The organism is Alishewanella tabrizica, assembly GCF_014652375.1.
GTDB lineage: Bacteria > Pseudomonadota > Gammaproteobacteria > Enterobacterales > Alteromonadaceae > Alishewanella > Alishewanella tabrizica.
In genome coordinates, this window is the sequence record NZ_BMYR01000001.1 from 384,261 (window position 1) to 399,810 (window position 15,550).

At 44.9% G+C, this 15,550-nt stretch carries 10 protein-coding genes and 4 tRNA genes; 1 reads left to right on the top strand and 13 read right to left on the bottom strand.

What is annotated here, in order from left to right; genetic code table 11:
- Positions 1–76 precede the first annotated feature (76 nt).
- From IE070_RS01785 to IE070_RS01840, 12 genes are all read right to left on the bottom strand, one after another.
- Positions 77–1,984: a SurA N-terminal domain-containing protein gene (locus IE070_RS01785; protein WP_189479834.1), complete on the bottom strand. Its 1,908-nt coding sequence runs from the start codon at positions 1,982–1,984 to the stop codon at positions 77–79.
- A gap of 140 nt (positions 1,985–2,124) precedes the next feature.
- On the bottom strand, positions 2,125–2,397 hold the full coding sequence (gene hupB, locus IE070_RS01790; protein WP_189479836.1) for a nucleoid-associated protein HU-beta: 273 nt from the start codon (positions 2,395–2,397) through the stop codon (positions 2,125–2,127).
- Positions 2,398–2,606: 209 nt separating this feature from the next.
- The gene (lon, locus tag IE070_RS01795; RefSeq protein WP_189479838.1) at positions 2,607–5,003 is read right to left on the bottom strand and encodes an endopeptidase La; all 2,397 of its coding nucleotides are present in this window, start codon (positions 5,001–5,003) and stop codon (positions 2,607–2,609) included.
- Between the two features lie 123 nt (positions 5,004–5,126).
- Positions 5,127–6,407 (bottom strand): ATP-dependent protease ATP-binding subunit ClpX, encoded by a 1,281-nt coding sequence (gene clpX / locus IE070_RS01800; protein WP_189479840.1) that lies wholly within the window; start codon positions 6,405–6,407, stop codon positions 5,127–5,129.
- Between the two features lie 50 nt (positions 6,408–6,457).
- Positions 6,458–7,063 (bottom strand): ATP-dependent Clp endopeptidase proteolytic subunit ClpP, encoded by a 606-nt coding sequence (gene clpP, locus IE070_RS01805; protein WP_373296888.1) that lies wholly within the window; start codon positions 7,061–7,063, stop codon positions 6,458–6,460.
- 134 nt (positions 7,064–7,197) lie between these two features.
- On the bottom strand, positions 7,198–8,508 hold the full coding sequence (gene tig / locus IE070_RS01810) for a trigger factor (RefSeq protein WP_189479842.1): 1,311 nt from the start codon (positions 8,506–8,508) through the stop codon (positions 7,198–7,200).
- Between the two features lie 240 nt (positions 8,509–8,748).
- Positions 8,749–10,002 (bottom strand): glutamate-5-semialdehyde dehydrogenase, encoded by a 1,254-nt coding sequence (locus tag IE070_RS01815; RefSeq protein WP_189479844.1) that lies wholly within the window; start codon positions 10,000–10,002, stop codon positions 8,749–8,751.
- Positions 9,999–11,120, bottom strand: a complete 1,122-nt coding sequence (proB, locus tag IE070_RS01820) for a glutamate 5-kinase (protein ID WP_189479846.1) — start codon at positions 11,118–11,120, stop codon at positions 9,999–10,001. Before proB ends, IE070_RS01815 begins: the two co-directional genes overlap by 4 nt.
- Positions 11,121–12,425: 1,305 nt before the next feature.
- Positions 12,426–12,502: transfer RNA gene (locus IE070_RS01825), tRNA-Pro, on the bottom strand.
- 12 nt (positions 12,503–12,514) lie between these two features.
- Positions 12,515–12,590: transfer RNA gene (locus tag IE070_RS01830), tRNA-His, on the bottom strand.
- Between the two features lie 27 nt (positions 12,591–12,617).
- Positions 12,618–12,694, bottom strand: a tRNA-Arg gene (locus tag IE070_RS01835).
- A 130-nt stretch (positions 12,695–12,824) separates the two neighbouring features.
- Positions 12,825–12,901 (bottom strand) — tRNA-Pro (locus tag IE070_RS01840).
- A gap of 199 nt (positions 12,902–13,100) precedes the next feature.
- On the opposite strand from IE070_RS01840, the gene folD reads away from it, so the two are divergent.
- The gene (gene folD, locus IE070_RS01845) at positions 13,101–13,976 is read left to right on the top strand and encodes a bifunctional methylenetetrahydrofolate dehydrogenase/methenyltetrahydrofolate cyclohydrolase FolD (RefSeq protein WP_189479848.1); all 876 of its coding nucleotides are present in this window, start codon (positions 13,101–13,103) and stop codon (positions 13,974–13,976) included.
- Between the two features lie 67 nt (positions 13,977–14,043).
- On the opposite strand, the gene cysS is transcribed toward folD, so the two are convergent.
- The gene (gene cysS / locus IE070_RS01850) at positions 14,044–15,423 is read right to left on the bottom strand and encodes a cysteine--tRNA ligase (RefSeq protein WP_189479850.1); all 1,380 of its coding nucleotides are present in this window, start codon (positions 15,421–15,423) and stop codon (positions 14,044–14,046) included.
- Between the last annotated feature and the right edge of the window lie 127 nt (positions 15,424–15,550).

Here is a 15,550-nt window from a genome sequence, read left to right on the forward strand (position 1 = left end):
TATGATGGTTGTTACCGATTTTACACATAAAAAAAGGGAACCGGAGTTCCCTTTTTTATGTGTACAGCTCGCGTGATTAAAACGCTTCAGTAAGTTCTGTCGTGCGTAACTGCCGGGTAATTTTAGCCTGTGATTTTAAGGTCGCTAAAAGAGCTTGGTAGTGCAATTCAGCTTGTTGACGTGAAATCGCTTCTAATTGGCTGGCATCTGGCGTAGCCGTTACTTCAGTTGCCGTGACATTATCAACGGATACTACCACCACGTCGCCATTGGTTAACTGCACAGAATCAACACTGCTAGCACCCTCAGCAGGTTTTGGCATAGCAAAGGCTTTACTCCGTACCTCAGCATTAAGCTCGCCACCAAAGCGCGACACGGCAGCTGCGGTAACAATCTCAGCATTGGCTTGCGTCGCCATATCAGCCAACGAGACGCCTGTAGCTAACAACTCTGCACCACGTGCCAGCGCTTGTTTCGCCTGAGCATCTTGGCGTACTGCAGCCGTTACCTGCTCTTTAACGTCGTCTAAACTTTGAGTACGCGCTGGATTATGGGTTTTAATCCGCACCACCACCACGTGCTCACGGGCCAGTTCCAGTACGTCGCTATTTAATCCTTCGCTAATGAAACGCGGATCAAATAAACGATTTAATACGTTTGGTTGGGCTAAAACACCGCTTGCCGTATCACGGCTAAATAAGTCGGTTGTTTGCACTTGCGCGCCCAAGACTTCGGCGGCTTCATCTAGATTATCGGGTTGTTCGAACGCAACTTGTGCCAAGCGTTGTTGTAAATCATAAAACAAGGCCGTTGCTTGTTCTTGACGGATTAATGTTTCAATCTCGGCACGAACCTCGTTTAAGGGTTGCGTTACCGCAGGCTCAAACGTCGTAAGTTTAATAATGTGGTAGCCAAACTCACTTTTGATCACTTCTGATAGTTGACCTTGTTGCGTTAGAGCAAACCCTGCCGCTTCAAACGCGGGATCCATTTGCCCAGCCACTAACTCACCCAAGGCACCACCATTTTCAGCAGAGAACGTATCTGACGAGTGAGTTTTTGCTAATTCAGCAAAATCCGCACCGTTTTGTAATTCTGTTAATAAGCTGCCCGCTTTCGCTGCAATCTCAGCATTTTCAGCGTCGCTTTCTAACATAATATGGGCGACTTCGCGGCGCTCCGCTTTCCCAAAACGCGCTTGATTAGCGTCATAGTACTCTGCTATTTGTTGTGCCGTAAACTCGATATCTTGCGCTAACGTTGCCGCAGACAGCTCAACAAATTCAGCAGCCACTTGTTCTGGCGTCATAAAACGGGCAATATTTTGCTGATAATAGTTTTGCAACATCTCATCCGTCACCGACACAGTTTCTGCATACGCCGCGGCGTTTATGGTGAAATAACGCAGATCGCGGGTTTGTTGTTGCAGCGACAGCAATAAATTGATTTCAGAAGCTAGACCAAACTCGCTACCAACAAGACCTTGCATCAATTGACCGGTGGATAAGTCTTCTCTAACCATCTCCCGGAATTGGGCTGGCTGATAGCCGGCTTGACGTAATAAAGCATTAAAGCGTTCAGTACTAAACACACCATCAATTTGAAATTCTGGCAAACTGGTAACGGTTTGTCTTACCTGCTCATCCCCTACTCGCAAACCTAATGTCCGAGCAAATTGCTTTTGTAAGGTGTCATCAATAACACGCTCAAGCACGTCGCTGCGGAAACTGGCCATATAAGCCGGATCGGCGGCGAGCGTATCGTACATTTCGCCAAACTGCTGTTGCATACGGGCACGCTCATTTTGCAATGCCTGATCGTAGCTTGCTTGGCTTATATCTTCCCCATTTACTACGGCCACAACGGCTTCGGTTGGCGTGCTAAGATAGCTACCAACACCAGCTAGGGCGAATGTCAGGATCACTAAACCAAGAATAATCTTAGCGGTAAGTCCCTGCGAGCCTTCTCTGATTCGTTCTAACATCTTTGCTCTTTCTCTGTTATCAGTGACACACATGTTGTGTTAAAAAAAAAGCGCATCTTAACAGATGCGCCCTTTTTATAGAAGCCTTGGCATTGTCTGCTGGCTTAAGAAACCCGCCCGGCGCGCCGGAGAGGATTCTGTTAGTTTACAGCGTCTTTTAACGCCTTACCTGGCTTGAAAGAAGGAATTTTCGCAGAAGCGATTTGAATAGTAGCGCCAGTTTGTGGGTTACGGCCAGTACGAGCAGCACGCTCACGTACGGCGTAGGTGCCAAAACCAACTAAAGCTACTGAGTCGCCTTCCTTAAGAGCTTCGGTAACAGCGTCGATGAACGCGTCTAAAGCACGACCTGCTGCGGCCTTAGAAATATCTGCATTCGCAGCAATTCTGTCGATTAGTTGAGACTTGTTCACAATATCATCCCCTTCAATTGTTATTATTTTCTACAACGGCAAGCTATTAGTCTAAGTGGTTGCCCGCGTGTTATAACAAGCAACAACTTTGCTTGCAAGCAGCAGAAACGCGAAAACTAATAATTTTGGCTTTGACCGCAGCCCTTGCTACACAAGGGCTTGGCCGAAACTGCCAATAACTTAGCACAGCTACCGCGAATGAAAAGCCCCTAAACCGGATTTTTTTCGGTTTTTTTGCTTTTTGCTGCATTTTTTACCGTATTTAGCGGTGTAACGCGGGCAATCGGCTCTTGCAAGGCGAATTCTAATACTTCGTCAATCCACTTTACAGCTTTGATCTCGATAGCATCTTTCACGTTATCCGGGATTTCTTTTAAATCCCGAATGTTATCGTGGGGAATTAACACACGTTTAATACCACCACGATGTGCCGCTAACAGCTTTTCTTTTAAGCCGCCAATCGGCAGAACTTCACCACGTAAGGTTATCTCGCCCGTCATAGCCACATCGGCTCGTACAGGGTTACCGGTTAAGCTTGAAACCAACGCCGTCACCATACCAATACCCGCACTTGGCCCGTCTTTTGGCGTTGCGCCTTCAGGCACGTGAACGTGGATATCGCGCTTCTCATAAAAATCTTCGTTAATTCTCAGCGCTTCAGCACGGCTTCTAACCACGGTCATCGCGGCTTGAATCGACTCTTTCATCACATCGCCTAGGGAGCCGGTATATGTCAGTTTGCCTTTCCCCACTACCGCCGCAGCTTCTATGGTCAGTAAGTCTCCACCGACTTCCGTCCAAGCTAAACCCGTTACCTGACCAATGCGATTACTGTCTTCAGCTTTACCATAATCATAACGATGTACACCCAAAAATTCTTCTAGGTTTTGTTCGTTGATCACAACTTGCTTGACGTTTTTGTTCAATAAAATCTGTTTAACCGCTTTACGACACAATTTAGAAATTTCGCGTTCTAAACTGCGCACCCCAGCTTCACGGGTGTAATAACGGATGATCCCTACCACTGCGCTATCTTCAATCAGAACTTCTGACGGCTTCAAACCATTACGGCTCACTTGCTTTTGGATAAGGTGCTGCTTAGCAATATTAAGCTTCTCATCCTCGGTGTAGCCTGACAAACGAATCACTTCCATCCGATCCAACAAGGCCGCGGGTATATTCAAACTGTTTGAGGTCGCGAAGAACATCACATCAGACAGATCGTAATCTACTTCTAAATAATGATCGCTAAATGCTGAATTTTGTTCTGGATCTAACACTTCTAATAACGCAGCTGCAGGATCACCGCGGAAATCTGACGCCATTTTGTCAATTTCATCAAGTAAAAATAGCGGGTTACGCACCCCTACTTTAGCCATCTTTTGAATAATTTTACCCGGCATCGAGCCGATATAAGTACGACGATGACCACGAATTTCGGCTTCATCCCGCACGCCGCCTAAGGCCATACGAACGTACTTACGCCCTGTTGCTTTGGCAACAGATTGCCCAAGCGATGTTTTACCCACGCCTGGCGGACCAACCAAACACAAAATTGGGCCTTTTAATTTGTTTACACGCTGCTGAACCGCCAAATACTCAATGATGCGTTCTTTCACTTTATCTAAGCCATAGTGATCAGCATTTAAAATTTGTTCTGCTGCGGCCAGGTTTTTCTTCACTTTTGAACGTGCTTGCCATGGTACTTGGGTTAACCAATCAATATAGCTACGCACCACTGTCGCTTCAGCCGACATAGGCGACATCATTTTTAGCTTTTGCAGTTCGGCACGCGCTTTTGCTTCGGCATCGGCAGGCATTTTTGCTTCAGCAATTTTTTTCGATAGCGTTTCAAACTCGTCTGGCGCATCTTCTAACTCGCCTAACTCACGCTGTATCGCTTTCATTTGCTCATTTAAATAGTATTCGCGCTGGCTTTTTTCCATCTGTTTCTTAACGCGGCTACGAATACGGCGCTCAACTTGCAAAATATCAATTTCGCTTTCCATCATCGCCATTAAATACTCAAGCCGCTCGGTAACATTGGTCAGCTCTAATACTTTTTGTTTATCTTCAACCTTTAATGGCATATGCGCTGCCATGGTGTCGGCTAAACGAGCACCATCGTCAATACCGCTTAAGGCCGTTAAAACTTCAGGCGGAATTTTTTTATTCAGCTTAATGTAGCCTTCAAACTGATTAATCGCTGAGCGTAAAAACACTTCTTGCTCACGACTGTCAATATCCTGCGTTGCTACGGGATCAATGTAAGCGGCAAAACTGTCTTGAGTCTCGGTAAACTCGACAAGTTGCGCTCTCTTACCCCCTTCAACTAACACTTTTACCGTACCGTCTGGCAATTTCAATAATTGTAAAATCGTCGCAACGGTACCAATACGATACAAATCCTGTTCTGTAGGATCGTCTAAGGTGGCATCTTTTTGGGCAACCAGGAAAATTTGTTTGTCGTTATCCATGGCCGCATCTAAACATTTAATGGATTTCGCCCGGCCAACAAAAAGTGGGATTACCATGTGCGGATAAACAACAACGTCACGCAATGCCAGCACGGGCATATGCATACGTTCAGAGTGTGCTGTGGTCATTAATTTACTCTCGAATTAAGTTACTGCAGGCGACAATGTTTAGTATATGGGGGCAGTTCTGTAAACTTCAATTCATCTGATAAAAAAGGAGCTTTACAGCTCCTTTTTTCATGTCGTTTGTGTTTAGTGGGATTCAGCCACCGCCGACTCACTGCTCTCATAGATAAGTATGGGCTGGCTCTCACCTCGGATCACCGTCTCATCAATTACCACTTTGCTAACATCTTGCATTGAGGGTAATTCATACATGGTGTCTAACAGCACACCTTCTACAATCGAGCGCAAACCACGGGCACCGGTTTTACGCTCCATGGCTTTTTGTGCGATGGCCTTTAATGCATCTTCACGGAATTCTAATTCAACATTTTCCATCTCGAACAATGCAGCAAACTGTTTACTCAGTGCATTCTTCGGTTGACTCAGAATTTGCACTAAAGCATCAAGGTCTAACTCGGTTAGCGTAGCCACTACTGGTAATCGCCCGATAAATTCTGGTATTAAACCGTATTTCACTAAATCTTCTGGTTCAACGTCACGGAACGACTCGCTTAAGCTGCGCGTATTTTCTTTACTTTTAACTTGTGCACCAAACCCAATCCCTGAGCCTTTTGCACTGCGCTGCTCGATGACTTTATCTAGTCCGGCAAAGGCGCCGCCACAAATAAACAGAATTTTAGACGTATCTACCTGCAAAAACTCTTGCTGAGGGTGCTTGCGTCCGCCTTGCGGGGGAACTGAAGCAATGGTGCCTTCAATCAGTTTTAATAGGGCTTGTTGTACGCCTTCACCCGACACATCCCGCGTGATCGAAGGATTGTCTGATTTACGCGATATCTTGTCTATTTCATCAATGTAAACGATACCACGCTGCGCTTTTTCCACATCATAATCGCATTTCTGCAATAATTTCTGAATGATGTTTTCAACGTCTTCACCCACATAACCCGCTTCGGTTAAGGTTGTGGCATCAGCCATGGTAAACGGCACATCTAACAAGCGAGCCAGCGTTTCCGCTAACAAGGTTTTACCGCTTCCGGTAGGGCCAATAAGCAAAATATTACTTTTACCAAGCTCAACGTCTTGCTTTAATTGGGCGCTACGTAAACGTTTATAATGATTGTATACGGCAACAGCCAGCACTTTTTTGGCATGTTCTTGTCCGATAACATAATCATCTAAATGCTTACGAATATCACGTGGTGTTGGCAATTTTTCCGTATCACGCTTTGGCGAGATATCTTTGATTTCTTCGCGAATAATGTCGTTGCACAGATCAACACATTCATCACAAATATAAACCTGTGGCCCTGCGATCAACTTACGCACTTCATGCTGTGATTTGCCACAAAAAGAGCAATACAGTAATTTGCCGCTCTTATCGCCGTCAGTGCGGTGATCAGACATGTAACTACCTCTTTTCTAGCTGGCGAGCACGTCTTGCTCGCCTCATTTAATTATTTTGCGTCTCGATTCGTTAATATGGCATCAACCAGACCATAATCCAAGGCCTGTTGTGCACTTAAGAAGTTATCACGCTCAGTATCTTTACACACCTGCTCATAGGTCTTACCACTGTGCTCGGCCATTAAACGGTTAAGCTTTTCTTTGATATAAAGAATTTCGCGAGCATGGATTTCAAAGTCAGTCGCTTGACCTTGGAAGCCCCCTAAAGGTTGGTGAATCATCACGCGGGCATTCGGTAAGCAGTAACGTTTACCTTTGGTGCCACCTGATAATAAAAATGCGCCCATACTGGCAGCTTGGCCTACACACACCGTTGCAATATTAGGTTTAATATACTGCATGGTGTCGTAAATAGACAAACCTGCGGTTACCGAACCACCGGGTGAATTAATATAAATATAGATATCTTTCTCTGGATTTTCTGATTCCAGAAACAATAACTGCGCGACGATCAGGTTGGCCATATGATCTTCAACCTGCCCCGTTAAAAAGATAACACGTTCTTTTAAAAGGCGGGAATAGATGTCAAAAGAACGTTCGCCTTTAGCGGTTTGCTCAATAACCATCGGCACTAAGGCATTAACAATGTCATTCATGTCGCGAGACATAGGCATAATCTGGATTCCCTCTGGGGTAGCGGTTTAAATAGTGGTCTAAACGGTACCTAAAAATAAAATGGCCCGAACACGTGTTCGAGCCATTAAAACCGTCACGCGCTAAGATGTCAATCTTAGTTAGCGGCCTTTGGGTTCATAATTTCGTCAAACGCCGCAACTTGCTCGGTTACCTTAGCAGAAGCCAGAACCACGTCAATGGCTTGTTCTTCTAACGCAACGTTACGCATACTTTGCATTAATTCTTTGTTTGATTTGTAGTATTGAACCACTTCAGCTGGATCTTCATAAGCAGACGCTACATTGTCAATTAACTCTTGCACTTTAGCTTCGTCAACTTTTAAGCTGTTTGTCTTGATGATTTCGCCTAACAGTAAACCCACTTTTACGCGATCTTTCGCTTGCTCTTCAAATAAAGAGGCGGGTAATTCTGGCAACTGCTTAGGATCAACATTTTGACCAAAACGTTGTAAAGCTTGTTGACGTAATACATCTACTTCGCTGGCGATCAGCGCTTTTGGCACATCAACGTCATTCGTCAGTAACAGACCTTTAATGACTTGCTCTTTTACTTTGCCTTTAATGGTTTGCTTTAATTCGCGTTCCATATTTTTACGGACTTCCGCTTTTAACGCGTCAACAGAGGCATCTGCTAAACCAAATAAGGTGGCAAATTCATCGTTTAATTCTGGTAATACTTGCGCTTCTACTTTGCTTACAGTTACCGCAAAACTGGCCGCTTTACCCTTTAAATTTTCTGCATGGTAATCTTCAGGGAAGGTAACGTTAACCGTTGCTTCTTCGCCTGCGGCCTTACCGATAACACCGTCTTCAAAGCCTGGGATCATCCGACCTTGGCCTAATTCTAATACGAAATTAGAAGCTTTACCGCCTTCAAACTCTTCGCCATCAATTGAACCAACAAAGTCCATCGTTACGCGATCGCCAGTGGCCGCAGCAGCGTTTTTGTCTTCCCATTTCGCATGTTGCTTGCGTAAGGTGTCTAACATTTTGCTCAGATCGTCTTCAGAGATCTCAACCACTGGCTTAGACACTTCAACTTTATCTAACGCGGCAACAACAACCTCAGGATACACTTCAAACGTCGCCGTGAAGGCTAAATCTTTACCGGCTTCTAAGGCACCTGGTGCAAACGTGGGTGCGCCAGCAGGCGTTAACTTGTTTTCAATAATGGCATCATAAAAAGAACGTTGCATTTGTTCTGAGGCCACTTCTTGTAACACCGCTAAGCCAAAGCGTTTTTGAATAATAGAAATCGGTGCTTTACCTGGACGGAAGCCATCAATACGCTGGCGTTTTGCCAATTCACGTAAACGGTTTTTGACTTCAGTATCAATGTTAACTGCTGGAACAGTAATATTTAAACGGCGCTCTAAACCCTGGGTGGTTTCAACAGAAACTTGCATCTCTTTACCTCAAATTCAATGTCAGGCGCCTCTATATACGCCGTAGTGTGATAGCTGGGTGTGAAAACGTAGCAATAACCTAGCCTGTTATAAAATGGACGCGGCATTATAGCGAGCTATAACTCAGTAGTCGAGCCCCAGATTCAATGCTCAAGAAGATGGTTTTAACTTATTGTCAACAAACAAAAAAACAGGCTTTCACTTTGTGTGAAAGCCTGTTTTTTAACGCAAAAGAGCTGATTAGCCGCGAATTTGTCCTTGACCCGTTACAACATATTTTTCAGTCGTTAAGGCTTCAAGTCCCATCGGCCCATATGCATGTAGCTTACTGGTAGAAATACCAATCTCTGCACCTAAGCCTAGTTCTCCACCATCTGAAAAACGTGATGAAGCATTATGCATAACCACCGCAGTATCGACTGTTGCAATAAAACGATCGGCATTTGTCTGATCAGCGGTACAAATCACTTCGGTATGCTGGCTACCAAAACGATCAATATGCGAGATAGCCTGATCTAAATCTGCCACGATACGCACTGCAATTTCTGGTGCTAAGTATTCTTGGCCAAATTCATCATCGGCAATCAACGACGCCCCTGAGAAGAAAGGTAAGCTTTTCGCACAGGCGTGCACTTTCACATGATTTTCTGTCAACGCTTTTGCCACTATGGGTAAAAAGTGTGGTGCAATAGCGCTGTGTACTAACAAACCTTCAAGCGCGTTACATACCCCAGGACGCTGCACTTTGCCGTTAATCAATAGTGTTAATGCCATATCAATATTGGCTGTCGCATCGACAAATAAATGGCACACCCCTTTAAAATGCTGGATAACTGGGATCCGACTATGTTCAGTGACAAATCGAATAAGCCCCTCCCCACCGCGCGGGATCACCAGATCGATAAATTCATCTTGCTTCAACAATGACAATAATAAGTTTCTATCTGGATCTGGCACGATACTAATCACCGCTGCAGGTAAATTATGCTCAGCAAGGGCTTCACGCATCGCGGCAGCAATCGCTAGGCTGGTTTTAATCGCCTCTCTGCCACAACGTAAAATTACCGCATTCCCCGATTTAAAACATAAGGCACCGGCATCGGCCGTCACATTGGGGCGCGCTTCATAAATCATACAAATCACACCCAGCGGAATACGGCGTTTGGCAATATTAATGCCATTGGGACGTTGTTCTATTTGACGCGTTAACCCAACCGGATCGGGTAAACGAATGATTTGTTCTATGGCAGATGCCATGGCGTCAATGCGTTCTGCCGTTAAGGTTAAACGATCTAACATCGCAGGGCTGGTGCCATTGCCATTGGCTTCAGCAACCTCAGCGCGGTTTTCCGCAAGAATAGCAGGGGTTGCTGAACGGATCTTATTGGCAAACGCCTGTAGTACAACATTTTTTTGTTCGGTACTCAGCACAGCAACCGCTTTTGCTGCTACAGCAGCCTCCGCGGCCAGTTTAGCCGCCACATCGGTAATCATAATTTCTCCAGTAACATCATTTCACTGCGATGAATCACCGCATTACTGCCATTTGGACAATACCCTAAACATTTTTCAATATGTTGGGTTTTTTGGCCTTTAATTGAAAATAGCTCGTGTGCGCTGTAACGGCTCACACCTTTTGCAATCGATCGTTTACCCACTGCGCAGCGCACAATCACGGCATCACCCGATTCAAATTCGCCTTTGATTTTTACTATACCACTGCTTAATAAAGACGCGCCATGTTGACACAACGCAGCAACACAACCGTCATCTACCCAAATTTCACCTTTAGCGCGCAGCGTATGCCGTACCCAATGCTTTTTAGCCGGTAACGGATTTTTCTGGGCATAAAAAATGGTACCCGGATTCTTGCCCGCTAAAAGACACTGAAAGGTTTCTGGCTGATGACCATCCGCAATGATGGTATCCACCCCTTGCGTTGTGGCTTTCTCAGCCGCTTCAATTTTAGTCCGCATTCCCCCGGTACCCACCGCTGATGCCGCACCGCCGGCGAGCGCATAAATTTGTGGCGAAATGTGTTTTACTTCTGGAATAAATTCAGCAGCAGGATCTTTGTTAGGATCAGCAGTGAAAAGCCCTTTTACATCAGAACAAATCAGCAACGCATCGGCATGCGCAACCGTGGCAACCATCGCGGCTAGGTTATCGTTATCACCCACTTTTAATTCTTCAGTCGCAATAGTGTCGTTTTCATTCACGATGGGCAGCACCCCATGATCTAACAAACGACGCAACGTATTCTGCACATTAACATGCCTGACTCGATCACTCAGATCGCCATGTGTCAGTAACACTTGGGCACACGGGAAATCAAAGCAACGACTCCAAAAATTCATCATTTCGTTTTGACCGACAGCTGCCATAGCGCGTTTTAATGCCAATGGCACACGGTGATGTTGAAAATTAAAATGATGGCGACCAGCGGCAACGCTGCCCGAAGAAACTAGGATAACTTCCCGGCCAAGAAGACGACATTCGCGGATAAATTCAGCAATGGGACGTAAATATTTTTCACTACATCCTTCATTGTCTGGCGCTATTAGGGCACTGCCGACCTTCAGTACTATCCTACGCCAAGATGGGTTTAACATAACTCCTCCGTTGTGTGAACCGTGAGCTATTCTAGCAAAAAATGTAACCCAGCACCACCCAACTTACCATTTCCGCGTTAGTTGCATCTAACGCCACAGAATAAATAAGCATTACTATTCATAATATTACAGTTTTAATTCGCTTTTAATGCTTACTTTTAACGTAACTGAGAGCATCAAAAACTGTAATTAAATTACAGATTTAACAAATACCTGTTGCTGTACTGCCGTGTGAATTCTTTTTGCGCAACAATGCAGTATTATTTTGATGAATATTGGGTATAGGGAGGGTTTGAGCCGAACCGCTAGGCTGCTTGCAGCCGATAACTCACACAAAGACGCTGTGAATACATCCATGTAAGCTCTTCTCCAGCATCCATGCTGGACAGGCCTTGTTTAGCATTATTAGCTCGCTGCCAAGCTGCACTGGTGTCATTTAATAAATGGCACGACAAAAACATAACGAGGTGGTAAACGCAGAGTATCCTTTTTACGGGGACGTGTTTTTCAGGGATGAAAAACCTACAAATTCGTCGGGAACGAATTTGAAAAGCGCTTGCGCTGGCCCGAAGGGTAAACTTCAGGATGAAGTTTGTAACTGTACAGGGAGGTATTCACAGCGGTCCACTAAAAAGCGATACGCCGCGTTTCGCCGCCGAATGCAACAAGACTCAAGCTGACTTTGAAAATGTGACCCTGTGATCGGAATTAAACTAAAAATTATTAGAAAAATACCCGAAAAAAGAGCGATATCTAAATAGATTATTTTGTAAGCTAGTTCTGGAAGGATAGTCGGTTATGCAGGATTTAAGACTGCTACACGTTAGAAAAATAAAAACTATAAATTATAGATTATAAGTGGAATATTTTTAAATTTAACTCTGGGAGAATGGTCGGTGATGCAGGATTTGAAATTGTGACCCATTAGATAAAAAACACCTAAACCAAGTGCGCTACCAAAACGTTTTTAAAATGATCGGTGATACAGGATTTGAACTTGTGACCCGTTAGATAAAAAACACCCAAACCACGTGCGCTACCAAAACGTTTTTAAAATGGTCGGTGATACAGGATTTGAACTTGTGACCCGTTAGATAAAAAACACCCAAACCACGTGCGCTACCAAAACGTTTTTAAAATGGTCGGTGATGCAGGATTTGAACTTGTGACCCGTTAGATAAAAAACACCCAAACCAAGTGCGCTACCAAAACGTTTTTAAAATGGTCGGTGATGCATGATTTGAACTTGTGACCCGTTAGATAAAAAACACCCAAACCAAGTGCGCTACCAAAACGTTTTTAAAATGGTCGGTGATGCAGGATTTGAACCTGCGACCCCTTGGACCCAAACCAAGTGCGCTACCAAACTGCGCCAATCACCGAGCAAGAGGGGATGGGGTGGATGATGGGGTTCGAACCCACGACAACCGGAATCACAATCCGGGGCTCTACCAACTGAGCTACAACCACCACATTTTAAAAACATTTACGCCTAAATGGCGCGCCCGATAGGATTCGAACCTATGACCCACGGCTTAGAAGGCCGTTGCTCTATCCAACTGAGCTACGGGCGCACATGTCAAACGCCTAACAGGGTTGAATATTTGTAACTTTTAAAGTGGTCGGTGATGCAGGATTTGAATTTGTGACCCGTTAGATCAAAAACACCCAAACCTTGTGCGCTACCAAACCGTTTTTTAAAAGTGGTCGGTGATGCAGGATTTGAACCTGCGACCCCTTGGACCCAAACCAAGTGCGCTACCAAACTGCGCCAATCACCGACGATGTTGCACTGCTACAACGGGGCGAGATATTAACGCTCGCCATGCACACCGTCAAACCTTTTTTTTGTAAATCGTACTGTTTGGCTATTATTTGAACCTAATTCAAGTAAGTGCTGATTACAAACAGCGATGATAGCCTTATTTGAGTAGCTGTGCGAAAATATCAACATATTCATCAAGGGGGAAATCAGCAGGCATGACAGCTCAAATTATTGACGGCAAAGCGGTTGCGCAAGCAACAAAAGACAAAGTAGCAGCACAAGTACGTGCCAGAATTGCTGCAGGCAAACGTGCACCTGGTTTAGCCGTCGTACTGGTTGGCCTAGATGCGGCTTCACAAGTTTATGTTGGTAGTAAACGAAAAGCATGTGAAGAAGTAGGTTTTCACTCTGTCTCCTATGATTTACCCGCAGATACCCGCCAAGCACAATTACTGGAACTTATTGATAAACTAAATGCAGATAACAGTGTTGATGGTATTTTAGTTCAGCTACCTTTGCCCGCGGGCTTAGATGCTTCGGCAATATTAGAACGTATCCACCCTCATAAAGATGTCGATGGCTTTCATCCTTACAATATTGGCCGTTTAGCGCAGCGTATGCCGGCATTACGCCCATGTACGCCCAAAGGGATTATGACGCTACTACAAAGCACAGGTGTCAATATTAAAGGAATGGATGCGGTTGTGGTTGGGGCCTCAAATATTGTAGGGCGCCCTATGGCATTAGAACTCTTGCTGGCTGGCTGTACCACTACCGTTTGCCATAAGTTTACTAAAAACCTAGAGCAACAAGTTCGCCGCGCTGATTTACTGGTTGTGGCGGTGGGACGGCCGGAATTTATTCCTGGCGATTGGGTAAAACCAGGTGCATTAGTGGTTGATGTGGGCATTAACCGCTTAGATAGCGGTAAATTAGTGGGTGATGTTGACTATGCCAACGCCGTAAAACAGGCGCGTTATATTACCCCCGTACCTGGTGGCGTCGGCCCTATGACCGTGGCCAGTTTAATTGAAAACACCCTAGAAGCCTGTGAGCTCTATCACGACAATCACGTTTCCTTGCCGGCGTGATCCACCAGCTTAAAACACTGGCACCGTAATAAAAAACCGCCTTTCGGCGGTTTTTTTACTGAATATATTAGCCTTTACGCCACGTGGTTATACCATTTTTATCTTCTACGATAATACCTTTGGCTGTAAGCTCTGCTCTGGCAGCATCCGCAGCAGGCCAATCTTTGGCAGCACGAGCGGCATTACGTTTTGCAATTAACGCTTCAATTGCAGCAACATCATCAATCGAAGTACCACTTTGTAAAAAGTGTTCGGCATCGCCTTGTAATAAACCAAGTACGCCCGCTAACAAACTTAATAAACCTGCCAACTCAGCCGCTTTAGCCGGTTCAGTTTCTTTAAAGCGATTGACCTCACGCGCCAGCTCAAACAATACAGGTAACGCCTCTGGCGTATTGAAATCATCATCCATTGCCGCTTTAAAACGGGCAATATAGGGACTCTTTAAATCAATGCTCTGGCTTGGCGTAATGTTACGCAATGCGGTATATAAACGGCCTAGGGCCGCATGCGCTTGCTCTAAGTTTTCTTTGGAATAGTTAAGCTGACTACGATATTGACTGGATAACAAGAAGTAACGTACTGCCTCGGCATTATATTCTGCCAATACCTCTTTTACCGTAAAGAAATTCCCCAACGATTTTGACATTTTTTCTTTATCAACCTGCACCATCCCCGTATGGATCCACGTGTTGACATATTTATGACCATGCGCACAGGTTGATTGTGCAATTTCATTTTCATGATGCGGGAACTGTAAATCAGAGCCACCGCCATGAATATCAAAATGCACGCCGAGGTGTTTGGCACTCATCGCCGAACATTCAATATGCCAGCCAGGACGGCCATTACCCCAAGGCGATTCCCAAAATGGCTCACCAGGCTTCGCCGTTTTCCACAGTACAAAATCTAAAGGATCATCTTTATTATCGGCCACTTCAACTCGGGCGCCCGATTGCAGCATCTCTAGATTTTGCTGACTTAAGGCACCATAGGCCTCATATTTACTTACATCAAATAACACATCACCATCGGCTGCTTGATAAGCATAGCCTTTCAGCAATAACGTTTGAATGAGCTCAATAATCTCAGTCATATGCGTTGTTACGCGCGGCTCGATATCGGCAGGTAACAAACCTAATGCTGCAAAATCGGCGTGCATAGCCTCCGTAAAACGCTGCGTTAAGGCATCACAACTTTCATTGTTTTCAGCTGCCCGCTTTATAATTTTGTCGTCTACGTCGGTGATATTACGTACGTAAGTCACATCGTAACCACTAAAGCGCAAATAGCGATTCATGACGTCAAACGCCACGTACGTTCTGGCATGACCTATATGACAATGATCATAAATAGTAATGCCGCAAACATACAATCCTACTTTACCCGGCACAATGGGGGTAAACACTTCTTTCTGACGGTTTAAGGTATTGTATATCTGTAACATTATGTCCTCTGACAAACTTTAAGTGGCTAACACAGTAATAGGCTAAATAGTTTATCACTGGCAGCGCACTGCCGCTATCCTTGCTTTATGATTTGCTCACAGTGCGATAGAATAGTGTCCTTGCAAC

Coding starts and splice junctions, on each gene's coding strand:
- IE070_RS01785 (WP_189479834.1), bottom strand. CDS start 1,984: ATGTTAGAACGAATCAGAGAAGGCTCGCAGGGACTTACCGCTAAGATT.
- lon (WP_189479838.1), bottom strand. CDS start 5,003: ATGACCACAGCACACTCTGAACGTATGCATATGCCCGTGCTGGCATTG.
- clpX (WP_189479840.1), bottom strand. CDS start 6,407: ATGTCTGATCACCGCACTGACGGCGATAAGAGCGGCAAATTACTGTAT.
- clpP (WP_373296888.1), bottom strand. CDS start 7,063: ATGAATGACATTGTTAATGCCTTAGTGCCGATGGTTATTGAGCAAACC.
- tig (WP_189479842.1), bottom strand. CDS start 8,508: ATGCAAGTTTCTGTTGAAACCACCCAGGGTTTAGAGCGCCGTTTAAAT.
- IE070_RS01815 (WP_189479844.1), bottom strand. CDS start 10,002: ATGATTACCGATGTGGCGGCTAAACTGGCCGCGGAGGCTGCTGTAGCA.
- proB (WP_189479846.1), bottom strand. CDS start 11,120: ATGTTAAACCCATCTTGGCGTAGGATAGTACTGAAGGTCGGCAGTGCC.
- folD (WP_189479848.1), top strand. CDS start 13,101: ATGACAGCTCAAATTATTGACGGCAAAGCGGTTGCGCAAGCAACAAAA.
- cysS (WP_189479850.1), bottom strand. CDS start 15,423: ATGTTACAGATATACAATACCTTAAACCGTCAGAAAGAAGTGTTTACC.